Raw genomic sequence first — 15,476 nt, 5'->3', positions numbered from 1 at the left:
TTTTGCTATTTAGGTATTCATCGCTGATTGAAAAAGTGATGAACTTAAAATCAAGCTGCAGCGCTAAGCTCCGGGAGGTACAGCAAGGCTATCAGCAATCAATTGAATTAAATGGTCTTCTAAGGAGAATCGAGCTTCTAGGACTTCACCAACTTGTGATAGATCGCGATCCAAATCGAGCAGTTCATCATACTCACTGACGGTGGCGTACTGATCATTGAAGTTCAACAGCGGCTCCGTGGTAGCGACAATTTTGGCGTACACCTGACTGATTTCATCGGTCGCTTTAAAACCGGTGGCTTGCCATTTATCCATGACCATATCGTAGATCTTGAAGTGGCCTTCAGATATGTAGTCCAACAATTCTTGGCAAAAGTACAACAAAGCCTGTGGAGAAGGGAGCTCTGAGACAGCAGCTTTGGCAGAGCAAGGTTGCAGTGCCGCTAACTTACAGTATTCCACGATGAGATGCTGCCGTTTTTCCAGCCAGTGATCAACGATATCGTTTGATCCGACCCATTGATCTTGGGTGTTTTTGAAATTTTTTAGCATGACCATGTCCTCATGATCGGATCGTTATTGACGATCGTTCCTTTGCCTTTTTAGTTATATCAATAAGATATGACTACTGCCCTCACAAAAAGTTATAGACAATAATTCTTGTGCTGACAAATTGTGGTGTGAATTTAGATTGCCAGTAAAATGATCCGACTGCAAGCAATCAGGAGAAGCAGAGTGGAAAAGAGTGACGGCAAGAACGCTTATTGGTGCGTGGTTTCGGGTAGCGAACTGTGGCTGGTGGATGGTCGGATCCCGTTTGGTAGTGCGCAGCAGTGGGATCTGCCTTCGAGTCATGCGATCCTCGTGGATCACTACCAAGACTTTCCCGTCTATTGGTTGAATGCTGCCGATCTTGATCAGGATCGCCCACTCAGCTCGCTACGTGAATTGCTTGGTGTTGATGAGGGACTGTTCCTTGCGGCTAGCAAAGCGGTGCAGTATGGGCATATGAGCCAGACAATGCGCTTCTGTCCACAGTGTGGTGGGCGCAATTATCTCAATCATCAGCAGCTAGCGATGCAGTGCCACGATTGCCGGACGTTGCACTACCCGCGTATTTTTCCCTGTATTATCGTTGCCGTTCGTAAACAAAAGCAGATCTTGCTCGCGCAGCACCCGCGTCATCGCAATGGCATGTATACCGTGATTGCGGGTTTTGTTGAGGTGGGAGAAACGCTTGAGCAGTGTGTGGTGCGCGAAGTGTTGGAAGAAACTGGTATTAGAGTGACCAACGTTCGCTATTTTGGCAGCCAACCTTGGGCATTCCCATCCAGTATGATGATGGCATTTCTCGCTGATTATCAAAGCGGTGAGCTCAAGCCTGATTACAGTGAGTTGAGTGATGCCAATTGGTTTGGCATGAAAAATCTCCCTCCAGTAGCACCGCAAGGAACAATCGCTCGTGCTTTGATTGAACGCACCTTGGCTGATATTGCTCAAGCCAACTACTAAAGAAGTAAAAAAAACCCTCCGGTTAAGGAGGGGGTAAGTAAGATGTCGTTATGAGATGCTGAGTCGAGGACTCAGTTTATGATTATAGTTTTCGCTAGCGAACAAATTTTTAACACCATTGAGGGTTGGACGCAATTTAAGCATTGATTTGAAAGTTAATAACTTGATCCCGCTTGCAAAGCCAACCGTATTTATGGGACAAACGGTGTTAGAATACGCGCCAAAGTAAAGAAGCCAAAATAAGTGGAAATCACCATGACTGAATTAAAAAATGATCGCTACCTGCGTGCCCTGCTCAAGCAGCCAGTTGATTACACCCCTGTATGGATGATGCGCCAAGCGGGTCGTTATCTCCCTGAATACCGTGCCACTCGCGCTCAAGCGGGTGATTTTATGGCGCTGTGTAAGAACGCAGAATTGGCTTCTGAAGTAACACTACAGCCGCTGCGCCGTTTTCCTCTCGATGCGGCGATCCTGTTCTCTGATATTTTGACTATCCCTGATGCCATGGGGTTGGGGCTACGTTTTGCAGCTGGCGAAGGTCCTGTTTTTGATCGCCCGATCACCTGCAAAGCGGATGTCGATAAGATTGGCATTCCAGATCCAGAAGGTGAATTGCAGTATGTGATGAATGCGGTACGCCAAATTCGTAAAGATCTGCAAGGTGAAGTGCCGCTGATTGGTTTCTCTGGAAGTCCTTGGACATTAGCGACTTATATGGTTGAAGGTGGTAGTTCAAAAGCCTTCACCAAAATCAAAAAGATGATGTACAGCGAGCCTGCTGTGCTACATGCGCTGTTGAATAAATTGGCTGATAGCGTGATTACTTACCTCAACGCCCAAATCAAAGCGGGTGCTCAGGCGGTAATGGTGTTTGATACATGGGGTGGCGTGCTAACTCCACGTGACTACCAGCTCTTCTCCTTGCAGTACATGCACAAGATTGTGGATGGCTTAATTCGTGAAAATGAAGGCCGTCGCGTACCTGTGACGCTGTTTACCAAAAATGGTGGCATGTGGCTTGAGCAAATCGCAGCAACGGGCTGTGATGCAGTCGGTTTGGACTGGACGATCAATATCGCTGATGCCAAAGCTCGAGTTGGGGACAAAGTGGCACTGCAAGGCAACATGGATCCTTCCATTCTGTATGCGCCTGCACCACGAATTCGTGAAGAAGTGGCCAGCATTTTGGCGGGTTTCGGCCAAGGTGAGACAGGGCATGTGTTTAACTTAGGGCATGGTATCCATCTTGATGTTCCGCCTGAAAATGCAGGTGTGTTTGTCGACGCGGTACATGAGCTTTCTAAGCCTTACCACCAGAAATAGTTCATTAAAGCGTCTGCAGGTCAGACGCTTTTCACATCTTGAGCCCGACTGTTTTATACTTCGGTAATCCAGACAGATAGATAAAGCGAATCATGATGAAAACCAAGGATCGCATAGTGCATGCGGCATTAGAGCTGTTTAATCAGCAAGGTGAACGTAATATCACGACTAACCACATCGCTGCTCACATTGAGATCAGCCCAGGGAATTTGTATTACCACTTTCGCAATAAGCAAGAGATAGTGCGCGACATTTTTGCACTCTATTCAGCGGAGTTGATTGAGCGTTTTACGCCACTGCAAGGGCAGTATGAAAGTCTCTCTTTACTTAAGCACTATTTGGATTCGATTTTTACTTTGATGTGGAAATATCGCTTCTTTTACGCCAACCTGCCGGAAATTTTGCAGCGAGATGAAGCGCTGCACGAAGATTACATTCAGGTACAAGAGAAGTTGCAAACCAATCTGGTCAACATTATGCGTGGTTTTGTGGAGATGCAGTTGCTGCAGCTCGGAGATGGTGAGATGAAGCAGCTCGTACGCACCTTACATCTGATTGCTTCCAGCTGGCTTGGCTATCAATCCGCGATGTCACACAAAACTCAAGTGACCGAAGAGGTGATTCATCAAGGCATGTTGCAAATGATCTCAGTCGTCAAACCTTGTGCTACTAAAGCCGGCCGTGAACAACTTCAACTGCTTGAAGAAGGTGTTCGAGCCATGCATGCCTGAGCATGAGTTATAACCAATCTGTCTTGGGCATACGATGGATTACTTGCTAGTTTTCTGGTCATTCCCATGCAGAAAGGAAGCCGTACGTGGATTATGATGTGTTTAATGGGGATGCTGATGGCATCCTTTCTCTGGTGCAATGGCGTTTAGCGTACCCTAAATTGACGCAGTTAGTGACCGGAGTGAAGCGCGATATTGCCTTACTCGATCGGCTTGAGTTGACGGCCGGTGATCAGTTGGTGGCATTGGATATCTCCATGGCTAAAAATCAACTTGGCTTGCAGCGTGCGCTACAAGCCGGAGCTAGTGTTTTTTATGTCGACCATCATCAGCCCGGCGATATCCCTCCCCATCCTGCACTGCAAGCGCATATTGATACCGATGCCAATATTTGTACCGCGCTGATAATTGATCGGCTACTGAAAGGACGTTTCCGCGACTGGGCGATAGTGGCTGCGTTTGGCGATAACCTACACCGTGTTGCACACACTCTGGCTGAAGAAGCGGGATTCGATGCCGTGCAAACCGCAGAGCTTTGTGAATTAGGAACGCTGATTAACTACAACGGCTATGGACGTGAGGTGTCTGAACTGCATTTTGCGCCCGAGGCACTTTATCAAACCTTATTGGCCTATGGCACGCCATGGGCAGTGTTGGCCGATCTTAACTCGCCTTTCTACCAATTACGCAGCGCCTATCAGCAAGATTTTGCTTTTGCCCTTGAGCGACCTGCTTATTATCAGAGTCCAAGCTTAATGGTGGTGATATTGCCTGATTGTGCAGCGGCGCAGCGAGTCAGTGGCGCATTCGCCAATCATCTTGCCAATCAGGATGTGCAACGCGCGCATTTGATTGTGACGTATGCGGATGAGCAGCATTACACGCTCTCTTTACGTGCTCCCTTGAGCGATAAACGAGGCGCGGGAGCTTTGTGTGCCCAGTTTCCTTCCGGTGGTGGTCGTGAATCGGCGGGTGGCATCAACCAGCTACCCCAAGCTTTATTGGATGACGTTATCCAAGTTGTGGAACACTTTTACGCTCGTTAGCGTTGTAACCACTGAGAAGGGTTTTCCGCACGGCTATTACGGCGAATCTCAAAATAGAGGGCAGGACGCGCTTGACCTCCGGTATCACCGGCAAGGGCAATGGTTTCACCAGCGATGACCTTATCGCCCTCTTTTTTGAGTAGAGTTTGGTTAAAACCATACAGTGTCATATCGCCTTTGCCGTGGTCGAGGAGCACAACCAAGCCATAACCACGCAGGTATTCGGCAAACACTATCGTGCCGGGATAAACTGCTTTGACCTCTTGACCATAGTTGGCATCAATGACCAAACCTTTCCAATCAATCTGCCCTGTTTGGCGTTCACCGAAGTTGTGTAACACGCGACCTTTCAGCGGCCACGGTAGTTTACCGCGTTGACTTGCAATGCCATTCATCAGTACCGCATTTCGTTTGGCGGCTTTGGCGATTTCAGCTTTGAGGCGAGTTTCGTTGCGCTGCAATTCAGCAAGATACACTTTGTCGCCAGAAATGCTGCTCTCGATTTTCTTTACGGTCTGCTTACGCTCAGTTTGCGTTTTGGCGAGCTTGTCTCGCTGTTGGGTCTGCTCTGCCAGTAATTTCTCAATTTGTTCGCGCTCAGCTTGTCTTTGCTGCTGGTTGGCATGCAGATCAGTACGCGTTTTTTCTAACGCTTCGATGGCTTGTGCACGGCTTTTTGCCAAGTGTTGATAGTACTGACTGATGCGATCTTCATCAGCGCTGCGATGGAAAAACTGGCCATTCGTCAATGAGCGTTGCGTCAGGTAATAGGTTTGTAGAAGGCGTTCAAGTTTTTCGGCTTGCTGCTGTTTCTGATTTTCGAGTGCTTGAATATTGCTGTTGAGCTGAGCAATGTTGCGATTGGCATTCTCAAGATCGTTTTTGGTTTTGGTGATCTGATTTTCGATACTGTTGATGCCAAGCTCTTGTTGCTTAAGAGATTGCTGTAGCTGATCGAGCGATTTTTGTTGATCCGCCAAGGATTGTTGTTGGCGAGAGATTTCACTTTTTACTCCAGTCAGTTCCTGCTGAGTTGCCGCTCCAAGGTGAGGTGCAACCATAAATAGCAGGCAAGCCAACAAACGACGGGTCAGGGTTTTACCTCGAAAGTCACTGAAAATCGCATGCGGCGCAGTAGGTGTCATTGATTTTGATCTGGAGTTAGTGGATTGAAAAGAGTGATTCAGTATACCCAAAGCTTGGCAGGTGGCGAGCCTATGATGTCAAAAGTTTGCAATTCTCATCGCACTCAATGGTAAAAAGGTACAAAAAAGCCCTGAGTATTCAGGGCTTTCATCATTGAGGCAGCTTAGCTGTACAGCACTTGGCCTGACATGTCTGCGGGAATTTCCACATCAGACAGCGCCAACATAGTTGGTGCCAGATCAGACAGTTTACCGTTGTCTTTCAGGCTGATCGCTTTGTTACCAACATAAATGAGCGGTACAGGCAGGCTAGTGTGCGCAGTGTGTACGCCGCCCGTTTCTGGGTCGATCATCATTTCCGCGTTACCGTGGTCAGCAGTAATCAGCAGTTGACCATCCACTTCTTTGATCGCTTCAACCACACGGCCGATACACTCGTCTACCGCTTCACACGCTTTCACTGCAGCATCGTAAACGCCAGTGTGACCAACCATGTCGCCATTTGGATAGTTACAGATGATTGCATCGTATTTACCTGATTTGATCGCTGCAACCAGCTTGTCGGTCAGCTCTTTAGAGCTCATTTCTGGTTGTAGGTCGTAGGTTGCGACTTTTGGTGAAGCAACCAGCTGACGCTCTTCGCCAGGGAATTCATTTTCAACGCCGCCGTTGAAGAAGAACGTCACGTGCGCGTATTTCTCAGTTTCAGAGATGCGTAGCTGAGTTTTGCCGGCTTTTGATAGCCACTCACCGTAGGTGTTTTCCAGTGATGCTGGGCCAAACGCACACTTCAGTGGGATGTCTGCGGCGTATTGAGTCAACATCACAAAATCAAGCGCAGGGAATGCTTTACGGCTAAAGCCTGCGAAATCAGGTACGAAAGTACGGGTGATTTGACGCGCGCGGTCAGCACGATAGTTCATGAACAACAGTGCATCGCCATCTTGCATCGCGGCAGACTCTTGGCCCGCTGCGCGGATTTCGGTCGCTTTCACGAACTCGTCGTTTTCTTCACGAGCGTAAGCGGCTTGCAGTGCTTCAACGGCAGAGTCACAAGTAAACTCGCCTTGTGCCAGAGTCAGTAGGTCATAAGCTTTTTCAACGCGATCCCAGTTGTTGTCACGGTCCATTGCGTAGTAACGACCTACAATAGAAGCGATACGACCTTTGCCCAATTTGGCAAACAGATCTTGGAAGCGTTTCAGTGACGCTTCTGCGCTGCGTGGTGGTGTGTCACGACCGTCAAGGAAGCAGTGCAGGTGGATTTTTTCTGCGCCGCGTGCGGCCGCCATTTCTACTGCTGCGTAGATGTGGTCTTCGTGTGAGTGTACGCCACCTGGAGACATCAGACCCATCAGGTGAACCGCTTTGCCCGCAGCAACTGCTTTATCAATGGCAGCTACCAGAACTTCGTTTTGTTGGAATTCACCATCCATGATCGCTTTGGTAATGCGAGTCAGGTCTTGGTAAACAATGCGGCCAGCACCGATGTTGGTGTGACCCACTTCTGAGTTACCCATTTGACCATCAGGTAGACCTACGTCCATACCAGAAGCAGAAATCAGAGTGTGAGGGTTGTTGGCCATTAGGCTATCCATCACAGGTGTACGCGCATTGTTGATCGCGTTATTTGCGTTGTCTTCGCGGTAACCCCAACCATCTAGGATCACCAGAGCCATTGGCTTCTTAGCTGACATAGTTCTAACCTCGTCAAAATCAAAATAACTGAAACGTAAAATTAGCGTAATTTTACTACAATCTAGACGCTTTGCATCCGGTTAAGATCAATGATTCTCTCTATCAATGCAAGTAAATGTAGCCTATTGATCAAAATCGGTTTTAAGACACCAATAAGCTGGTACCAGTAACCGCAACGATAGCCCCTAACCAAGCATAGCGGTTTGGGCACTGTTTGGTGTAGATCCAAAGCAGTGGCAGCAGCATGATCGGCGTAGTGGAAGAAAGTAGCGCGACCATACCGACATTCCCCTCACGCAGAGCGTAGAGGATCAGCGTCATACCAACCGCCATGGCAATAAAGCCGTTGAGCGCGGTGACCAAAAAGATATTGAGCGTGATGGTTTGTGTAGGACGAGCAATGCGCGCGCCGGTTAAGCGCAGTAAAGAGTGAGCTGCAAAGGCGGTGATCATCCGCATCGCAGAGGCAGCAACGGGATCGATCTCCGTTTGCATCACCGGTTTGGCAATAATACCCCCGAGGGCTTGGCATAATGCGGCGGTTAAGCCGAGCCCAATCCCCACCCACACACTGCCATTGATGCTATCCAAACTTGGCCCTGCTTGCCCGCGACGACCAAAGAAAATTGCCATCAACACGCCGCTAAACACTAAGGTTGAGCCAAATAGCTCTTGCTTAGTCATGCTTTCACTAAACAGGAAATAACCGAGCACGGCAGAAAACACCGCATGACAGGAGAAGAGTAAGCCGGACTGTCTTGGCCCCATGCGATTCAGACAAGCAAAAAGCGCGGTGTCACCGATAAAAATCCCAATCAAACCAGACAGCATCATGGCTGGAATCGCACTGCTGTGTACGGTTAACCAACCACCGGTGAATAGGGCAATGGTCGTTAAAATGACGGAGGTACACCCCATACGCCAGCGGCTATAAGCAAAAGAGCCGAGGTGTTTCGCGGGCGTGATAGAAAGTAAACTGGCGATAGCCCAAAGACAGGCTGCGGCAAGTGCCAGCCATTCGTAACCCATTGCGTCATCCTTGCAGTTGGGAGTGATGAGGGCACTCAATATGCCATTAAGCGATCAGGAAGACAAAAGCAATTTCAGTGCGATTAGAAGGTTCACAGCTTGCCATCTCGAGAGTGATGACAAGCTGTGAAAGAGAGGGGGATAGCGGTGCTTTATCCGAGTAGGAATACCATAAGATAGACGATGCCAAGCCCAATCACCCCAATGACTAAGCCAGTTTTGGCCATATCCTTGCTTTCGATAAGCCCCGTTGAGTAAGCGAGTGAGTTTGGTGGTGTCGAAACGGGCAAAATCATTCCCAGTGACGCAGAAAAAGCCACCACGACTAACAATGCTTGTAAGCCGCCGACTTGCTCAAGGCTACTCATCGAAGTACCAATCGCAGCGGCAATCGGCATGATCAAGTTGGCAGTCGCCGTGTTAGACATAAAGTTAGCCATCAGCCAGCACACCAACGAAAGAGCAATCACAATCAGCATAGGTGAGAGAGATTGATAATCGATGGCGTGTGCTAATGCTTGGGCGAGTCCCGTTTGTTCAAGGCCGATGCCAATCGCGATCCCACCGGCGACTAACCAAAGCACATCCCAGTTGATCTGTTTCAGTTCTTCTTTGCCCATGATGCCAGTGAGGGTGAACACGGCCAGTGGAATAATCGCCACCACATAAGTGTTCATGCCGTGCCATGTAGTAGTCATCCACAGCACTATGGTTAAAGCAAACGTGATGTAGACCAGTATGGCTCGCCAGCCGCGTTGAAATTCGCCTTTGAGTTTCAAGGTCATTGTGGCTTGTGAGGAGGGGAAAAGCTTTTGCAGTAAGAACCAAGCAATCGTCAGCTGTACCAGTACAAACGGCAATCCCATCATCATCCATGACAGAAAATCAATGCTGTTTGCTCCAGTTAAATACTGCAATGCAATGGCATTAGGTGGCGTGCCGATCGGGGTTGCGATGCCCCCTGTGTTGGCTGCAATCGGAATGCACAGCACCAGAGCTTTGATGCCTAAATCCCCTTTGGGGGCTGAGGCGACAATAGGACCCAGCAGCGCCAACATCATCACGGTGGTCGCTGTATTGGACATAAACATTGAGAAAACCGAGGTAATCAACATTAAACCGAGCATGATGTATTTAGGCTGATGGCCAAAAGGTTTGAGCAACACGCGTGCTAGGTTGTTATCTAATTCATATTTAGATGCGGCAATCGCTAAGGCAAAACCACCCATAAACAAAATGATAATGGGAGAGGAAAACGCACTGAAAATATCGGTGTATTTAAGGAGCTCGCCGAGCGGATGCTGAGGGTCTGGCACTCGAAAACCATGCAAGCCTTTATCGGAGATCATGACGAGTTCAAGGGCTATGATCAGGATCGACGTGGCAAACACAGGAACAGGTTCCAACACCCACAGTAGTGCGGCAAGAAGAAAAATAGCGAGTAAACGGTGTTGAACCAAGGTGAGATCTTGAATGGGGATCGCATCAATCGGCATCATCAGTACGCCTAATGGCAGTAAGAAACAGATCAGGAGTTTGACGAGCATACCTCGTTCCAGTGTTGGCATTGGCACTTCCTCTTCGCTGGATTGAAAGCCTAGAGTAAGCGATTGAAAAATAGGGGTCTTAGAGGGCGGTTAAATTTTTATCTTTTACAGTGGATGACAGTACAGATGTGTGGCGAGCTTCAAAAGACAACATCCCAGCCGAAGCTGGGATGTTGAGTCTTCCTACTTGAACCCGCAGCGGTGTTGGCTGTAACTCCAAATCGTATATTAAGCTTGGTGTGCGTAAGGCTCACCCATACGAGTTGGTGCACTCAGCACCATGCTGTCATCAAAGCGAATGGCTTGCTTGGCAAACAGGTTGATCACGGTGGAGCCCAGTTTAAAGCGACCCATCTCTTCGCCTTTTTTCAGAACCACAGCTTGGTTGCCGTTAGCTGGGTAGTCCCAACGATACACGGTGTTACCACGTGGCGGAGTCACGGTGCCTGCCCAAACCAGTTCAATACTGCCGACAATTGTGGCGCCAACCAGCACTTGTGCCATTGGGCCAAATTCAGTATCGAAAATACACACCACACGCTCATTGCGAGCAAACAGGTTCGGTACATTTTCCGCGGTCAGAGGGTTCACAGAGAATAGATCGCCCGGTACGTAGATCATTTGGCGTAACGTGCCATCACAAGGCATATGTACGCGGTGGTAATCACGTGGAGAGAGATACAAAGTGGCAAAATCCCCATCACGGAACTCTTCCGCAAGTTTGGCATCACCACCGAGCAGTTCTTGGGCTGAAAACGTGTGGGCCTTTCGCTTGGATCAGTTTGCCGTCTTCGATAGCACCAAACTGGCTCACGCACGCATCGGCAGGATGAGTGATCACCTTTTCGCCTTCCGCGATAGGACGCACGCCAGCTTTTAGCTCACGCACAAAAAATTCATTAAACGTCTTGAAGTGGGCCGGATCAGAGTGCAGTGCCTCGTCCATATTGACGTTATATTGCTTGATGAACCAGCGGATGATGGCCGTGGTTAGGCTGCCTGCCCGCGCAGACGCCAACTTGCCAACCAAGCGGGTCAGGCCATGTTGTGGAATCCAATATTGCAGTCCAACTTTAATCTTATCCATGGTTTACATTCCAATACATTAGTGATGGGCGCGAGATGTTACTGAAAATCGCGCCTTCTGTCAGTAGATGCTCTAAACTTGCTAACAATTTGCTCTTACAGATCGGCTTTTTTGCTGCGCGAATACTGTCGATTGGCTTTGTTTTCCGTCATGCTCAGCACAATACGATGGTAATTGTCGAAACGCAGAGCGCTGATTTCGCCTTTTTCTACTGCGGCACGCAGCAAGCAACCGGGGTCATCCCCATGTTTGCAATCACGGAATTTGCAGCCTCCTAAATAAGGGCGAAACTCGACATAAGCTTTGGTGACATCATCGCTTTCTAAATGCCATAAACCAAACTCACGCACTCCGGGAGAGTCAATCAAATTACCGCCACTTGGAATGTGATAGAGTCGAGCGGCGGTGGTGGTGTGTTGGCCTAAACCAGACGTTTCAGAAATCGCGCCTTCTTCCACATCTTCTTCCAGCTCAGGAAGTAGTGCATTGACTAAGCTAGATTTGCCAACCCCCGATTGACCGACAAACACGTTAGTGCGATCGCGCAGTTTCACTTCAAGATCTGCAATCCCTTCACCGGTTTTCTTACTGACGTACAGCACGTCATAGCCAATCGCGCGGTAATCATTTAACCATGTGGTGTATTGCTCACGCAGCTCGGGGCTAAGCAAATCAATTTTGTTCAGCACGATGAGTGGAGCAATGCCCAAGGTTTCAGAGGCGATCAAGTAGCGATCAATAATATTCAGAGAGAGCTCTGGCAATACGGATGATACGATCACCATTTGATCCACGTTTGCCGCAACGGGCTTGAGGCCATCGTAATAGTCAGGGCGTACCAAGATGGAGCTGCGTGTTTCGACTGCCTCAACGACACCAGAAATGCCCGCAAGCGTTTCTGCGCCGGGACGCCACAGCACTTTATCGCCAGACACGAGGCTTTCTATACCACGGCGCAGGTTACAGCGATGAATTTCGCCTGTCGCTGGGTCTTCAATATCGGCATGTTGGCCAAAGCGAGTGATCACCAACCCTTGTTGAGCATTGCCCAATAAGGTTTCATCCCAAACGATGGCTTCTTCTTGCTTGAGTTTCTTATTTTGGTTGTGTCTAACTCGGCGAACTTGACCGTGTGTGAGCTTTTTCTTTTTTGCCACAGTGTTCTACTTACTCTCTGCTGGATATTAAATGGCGTACCAAATCTCAATTTGATACGTATCCTGTCGATCTGAATTTGGGTATAGTACCTCTTTTGTGAATAAACCCCTATAGGCGCACCATTATGTCTTTTAGCGACCAGAATCTGATTTGGATTGATTTAGAGATGACAGGACTCGATCCTGAAACGCACAAAATCATTGAGATGGCGACCATTGTTACTGACAGTGAGTTAAATATTTTAGCCGAAGGCCCAGTGATTGCGATTCATCAACCAGAATCAGAACTCGCCAAAATGGATGAGTGGTGTACCACAACTCACACCGCGAGTGGCTTGGTGGCACGAGTGCGTGCCAGCCAAGTCAGCGAAGAACAAGCCATAGATCAAACGCTCGCGTTTTTAAAGCAGTGGGTGCCGGAGAGGAAATCACCGATTTGTGGCAACAGTATTGGTCAAGACCGACGTTTCCTTTACAAGCATATGCCGCGTTTGGAAGCGTACTTCCATTATCGTTATATCGATGTCAGTACCATCAAAGAGTTGACTCGTCGTTGGCAACCGGAAGTGCTGAAAGAGTTCAGTAAAACAGGTAGCCACCTTGCTTTGGATGATATTCGAGAATCGATCGCCGAGCTTCAGTTCTATCGTAAGGCGGTATTCAAGATTTAAAATGGTGCTTTCAAACGCTTGAAGAGCACAATAGTTCGACATCTTGCGTGCTTTTTCGGCAGGCGAAAAAAAAAGAGTTTTTTTCACGAGAAGCTCTTGCATCACAAGAAAATGCACTTATAATTCGCAGCCCTAAACAACGGAAAACGTTGTTGATGCGACACTAGCTCAGTTGGTAGAGCGCAACCTTGCCAAGGTTGAGGTCACCAGTTCGAACCTCGTGTGTCGCTCCACATTTAAGTTGTCATCGTACTCAACGATGAAGTGCGCCATACTCGCTCAGTTGATGAGCAAACCTTATCAAGGTTGAGGTCACGCCTTTTTGTTTTAAAGAAGGGAACCTCGTGTGTCGCTCCAAATTGATAGTTGTCATCGTACTTAACGATGAAATGCGACACTAGCTCAGTTGGTAGAGCGCAACCTTGCCAAGGTTGAGGTCACGAGTTCGAACCTCGTGTGTCGCTCCAGTTTCTACCATACCCCAGAAAACTGAAGAAAAGTTTTATTGCGTTTAGCGATATATATGGACGCGGGATGAGCAAGCTTGGTAGCTCGTCGGGCTCATAACCCGAAGGTCGTTGGTTCAAATCCAGCTCCCGCAACCAAATTTAAAGCCTTCACTGTGCTTAACAGTGACACATACGGACGCGGGGTGGAGCAGCTTGGTAGCTCGTCGGGCTCATAACCCGAAGGTCGTCGGTTCAAATCCGGCCCCCGCAACCAATTTAAAAGCTCTCATTGTGCTTAACAGTGACACATATGGACGCGGGATGGAGCAGCTTGGTAGCTCGTCGGGCTCATAACCCGAAGGTCGTTGGTTCAAATCCAGCTCCCGCAACCAATTCTTTAAAAAAGAGAGACTGTGCTTATGCGCAGATTTTTCTTTTTAGATCACTTAGCACTTTGCTAAGGCTCTTCTATAATGCTGTGAAGCATCATCCCTAGTGGGTAATTTATTAAGCATCTGCTTAATTTTGTTCATACTCATCTATGTCTAATTACTTGTTAAGCTTATCCGATCAACTCTTGTTGAGTATCGGTATTTGCTTGCATTGCTCTCTTCATTAACAGACTTATCCACAAAAAAAAACTGTGGATAAAATAGTTGATAAACTCTGAATCTAAATATTTCTAGTTGACTTGCTTAAGGATCTTTGCTCGCCTTCATTGAAGTGATATTAAAAGATTGTCGTGTAAGATATTGTTTTTGTTTGATTTTTTTTGTTTTTATGTAAGGTGAGAATTCGACTTTAAGATCATTACCTTACCAAAAATTGATCCTAGTCATTTACCTAGGCTGTGATTAACTTTCTTTGACGATAGAAAACAGCGTCTGATTAAAAATGTTGTCCACACTGCGCAAATTGGGATGGGCATCAAACAATCCTTTCTCTGCTTATGTAAGTTACTTGCTCACGCATCTCTTGGGAGCCCTTTTTCAATGATGCGAATCAAGCGTGTATGTTGACGCGAAACGGATGTTTTGTGGTGTTGTTCAGTTAAAGCCCAGTGAATATGCTCGTCAAGCAGTCCACTTTGCCCTAGATATTGCTGGAGTGTATCGACAATACGCGGAGAGTATGGTGCATTTCCCATCGCGATGATCAGATTGCGCCGCCACTGCTGATGGCCGATTCGGCGGATAGGAGAACCTTCCATATTTTTCAGAAAGGTCGCTTCATCCCATTCAAATAACATCACTAAATCTGCATTGTTCAGGCTCTGTCGGCGATGGAAGTCACTTTGCTGAGTTATAGGGGCAAAGCGATTCCAAGGGCAAACGAGTTGGCAGTCATCACATCCGTAAATTCGGTTGCCCATGGCTGACCGAAATTCAAGAGGGATCACACCATCAAATTCGATGGTCAGATAGGAGATACACCGTCGCGCATCAACGACACCTTCTGCCACAATGGCGTTGGTTGGGCAGCTTGTAATACAAGCTGTGCACTTGCCGCATTGATTATCGCTCGGTTCATCAACCGGTAATGAAATATCAACCAGTAGCTCCCCCAAGAAGAACCAAGACCCGTTCTCGTTATCCAAGATAAGCGAATGTTTCCCCGTCCAACCTAATCCCGCTTTTTGTGCGAGAGGGCGCTCAAGAATCGGGGCGGAGTCAACAAAAGGGCGGTAACCCAATTGCCCTATTTCTTGTTCGATCTTTTCTCCCAGTTTTTTGAGCAGGTTCCGAACAAGCTTATGGTAATCACGTCCCAAAGCGTAACGGCTGATATAAGCTTGGTTAGGATCACTTAAGTTAGAAGCAAACTGGGCTTGAGGTGGTAAATAATTAATACGTGCAGTGATAATACGCACTGTGCCTGGCAGAAGCTCCGCTGGGCGTGCGCGCATCATGCCATGTCTGGCCATCCAATCCATCTCACCGTGGTAGCCTGCATCTAACCAACGTTGCAAAGCTTGTTCGTGTTCGCTCAAGTCGATGTCACAAATTCCGACTTTTTCAAAGCCGAGTTCGATCGCCCATTGTTTGATCTGATTTGCGAGTAATTGATAGTCCATCAGG

General features: G+C 47.9%; 12 protein-coding genes, 5 tRNA genes and 1 pseudogene. 10 read left to right on the top strand and 8 right to left on the bottom strand.

Annotation, left to right across the window (positions count from 1 at the left end; all coding sequences use genetic code 11):
* Positions 1–63 precede the first annotated feature (63 nt).
* Positions 64–558 (bottom strand): Rsd/AlgQ family anti-sigma factor, encoded by a 495-nt coding sequence (locus VOA_RS16635; RefSeq protein ID WP_000245191.1) that lies wholly within the window; start codon positions 556–558, stop codon positions 64–66.
* 177 nt (positions 559–735) lie between these two features.
* Between VOA_RS16635 and nudC the strand changes: the two genes are divergently transcribed.
* From nudC to VOA_RS16655, 4 genes are all read left to right on the top strand, one after another.
* A complete protein-coding gene (gene nudC / locus VOA_RS16640) occupies positions 736–1,512 on the top strand; it encodes an NAD(+) diphosphatase (RefSeq protein ID WP_000415646.1) in 777 nt (258 codons plus the stop codon).
* A 255-nt stretch (positions 1,513–1,767) separates the two neighbouring features.
* Entirely contained in the window at positions 1,768–2,838 is a 1,071-nt protein-coding gene (gene hemE, locus VOA_RS16645; RefSeq protein ID WP_000137601.1) for a uroporphyrinogen decarboxylase, read from the top strand.
* Positions 2,839–2,933: 95 nt separating this feature from the next.
* Positions 2,934–3,569, top strand: coding sequence for a TetR/AcrR family transcriptional regulator (locus tag VOA_RS16650; protein ID WP_000849943.1), 636 nt, complete (start codon positions 2,934–2,936; stop codon positions 3,567–3,569).
* Positions 3,570–3,655: 86 nt separating this feature from the next.
* Complete coding sequence (locus tag VOA_RS16655; protein ID WP_000384296.1) at positions 3,656–4,615, top strand: hypothetical protein; 960 nt, start codon at positions 3,656–3,658, stop codon at positions 4,613–4,615.
* Here VOA_RS16655 and VOA_RS16660 read toward each other — a convergent pair.
* The 6 genes and pseudogenes from VOA_RS16660 to rsgA form a co-directional block, all read right to left on the bottom strand.
* On the bottom strand, positions 4,612–5,760 hold the full coding sequence (locus VOA_RS16660; protein ID WP_000189106.1) for a murein hydrolase activator EnvC family protein: 1,149 nt from the start codon (positions 5,758–5,760) through the stop codon (positions 4,612–4,614). The two genes, VOA_RS16655 and VOA_RS16660, sit on opposite strands and share 4 nt — an antisense overlap.
* 164 nt (positions 5,761–5,924) lie before the next feature.
* A complete protein-coding gene (gene gpmM / locus VOA_RS16665) occupies positions 5,925–7,457 on the bottom strand; it encodes a 2,3-bisphosphoglycerate-independent phosphoglycerate mutase (protein ID WP_032468130.1) in 1,533 nt (510 codons plus the stop codon).
* Between the two features lie 142 nt (positions 7,458–7,599).
* A complete protein-coding gene (locus VOA_RS16670; RefSeq protein ID WP_000540248.1) occupies positions 7,600–8,487 on the bottom strand; it encodes a DMT family transporter in 888 nt (295 codons plus the stop codon).
* A gap of 152 nt (positions 8,488–8,639) precedes the next feature.
* Positions 8,640–10,055, bottom strand: coding sequence for an SLC13 family permease (locus VOA_RS16675; RefSeq protein ID WP_001142585.1), 1,416 nt, complete (start codon positions 10,053–10,055; stop codon positions 8,640–8,642).
* A gap of 207 nt (positions 10,056–10,262) precedes the next feature.
* Positions 10,263–11,121: pseudogene (gene asd, locus VOA_RS0117190) on the bottom strand (archaetidylserine decarboxylase).
* A 95-nt stretch (positions 11,122–11,216) separates the two neighbouring features.
* On the bottom strand, positions 11,217–12,278 hold the full coding sequence (gene rsgA, locus VOA_RS16680; RefSeq protein WP_001075107.1) for a small ribosomal subunit biogenesis GTPase RsgA: 1,062 nt from the start codon (positions 12,276–12,278) through the stop codon (positions 11,217–11,219).
* A gap of 125 nt (positions 12,279–12,403) precedes the next feature.
* Between rsgA and orn the strand changes: the two genes are divergently transcribed.
* The 6 genes from orn (at position 12,404) to VOA_RS16705 (ending at position 13,790) form a co-directional block, all read left to right on the top strand.
* Positions 12,404–12,949, top strand: coding sequence for an oligoribonuclease (gene orn, locus VOA_RS16685; RefSeq protein WP_000010184.1), 546 nt, complete (start codon positions 12,404–12,406; stop codon positions 12,947–12,949).
* Positions 12,950–13,106: 157 nt separating this feature from the next.
* Positions 13,107–13,182: transfer RNA gene (locus tag VOA_RS16690), tRNA-Gly, on the top strand.
* Between the two features lie 158 nt (positions 13,183–13,340).
* Positions 13,341–13,416: transfer RNA gene (locus VOA_RS16695), tRNA-Gly, on the top strand.
* A gap of 61 nt (positions 13,417–13,477) precedes the next feature.
* Positions 13,478–13,554: transfer RNA gene (locus VOA_RS0117185), tRNA-Met, on the top strand.
* 41 nt (positions 13,555–13,595) lie between these two features.
* Positions 13,596–13,672 (top strand) — tRNA-Met (locus VOA_RS16700).
* A gap of 41 nt (positions 13,673–13,713) precedes the next feature.
* Positions 13,714–13,790, top strand: a tRNA-Met gene (locus tag VOA_RS16705).
* A 572-nt stretch (positions 13,791–14,362) separates the two neighbouring features.
* Here the strand turns inward: VOA_RS16705 and queG are convergent.
* Positions 14,363–15,472 (bottom strand): tRNA epoxyqueuosine(34) reductase QueG, encoded by a 1,110-nt coding sequence (gene queG / locus VOA_RS16710; RefSeq protein ID WP_000386254.1) that lies wholly within the window; start codon positions 15,470–15,472, stop codon positions 14,363–14,365.
* Between the last annotated feature and the right edge of the window lie 4 nt (positions 15,473–15,476).

It is taken from the genome of Vibrio sp. RC586 (genome assembly GCF_000176715.1).
Taxonomy (GTDB): domain Bacteria; phylum Pseudomonadota; class Gammaproteobacteria; order Enterobacterales; family Vibrionaceae; genus Vibrio.
The sequence above is the reverse complement of the archived record's forward strand: the minus strand, read 5'-3'. Positions and strand labels throughout refer to the sequence as shown.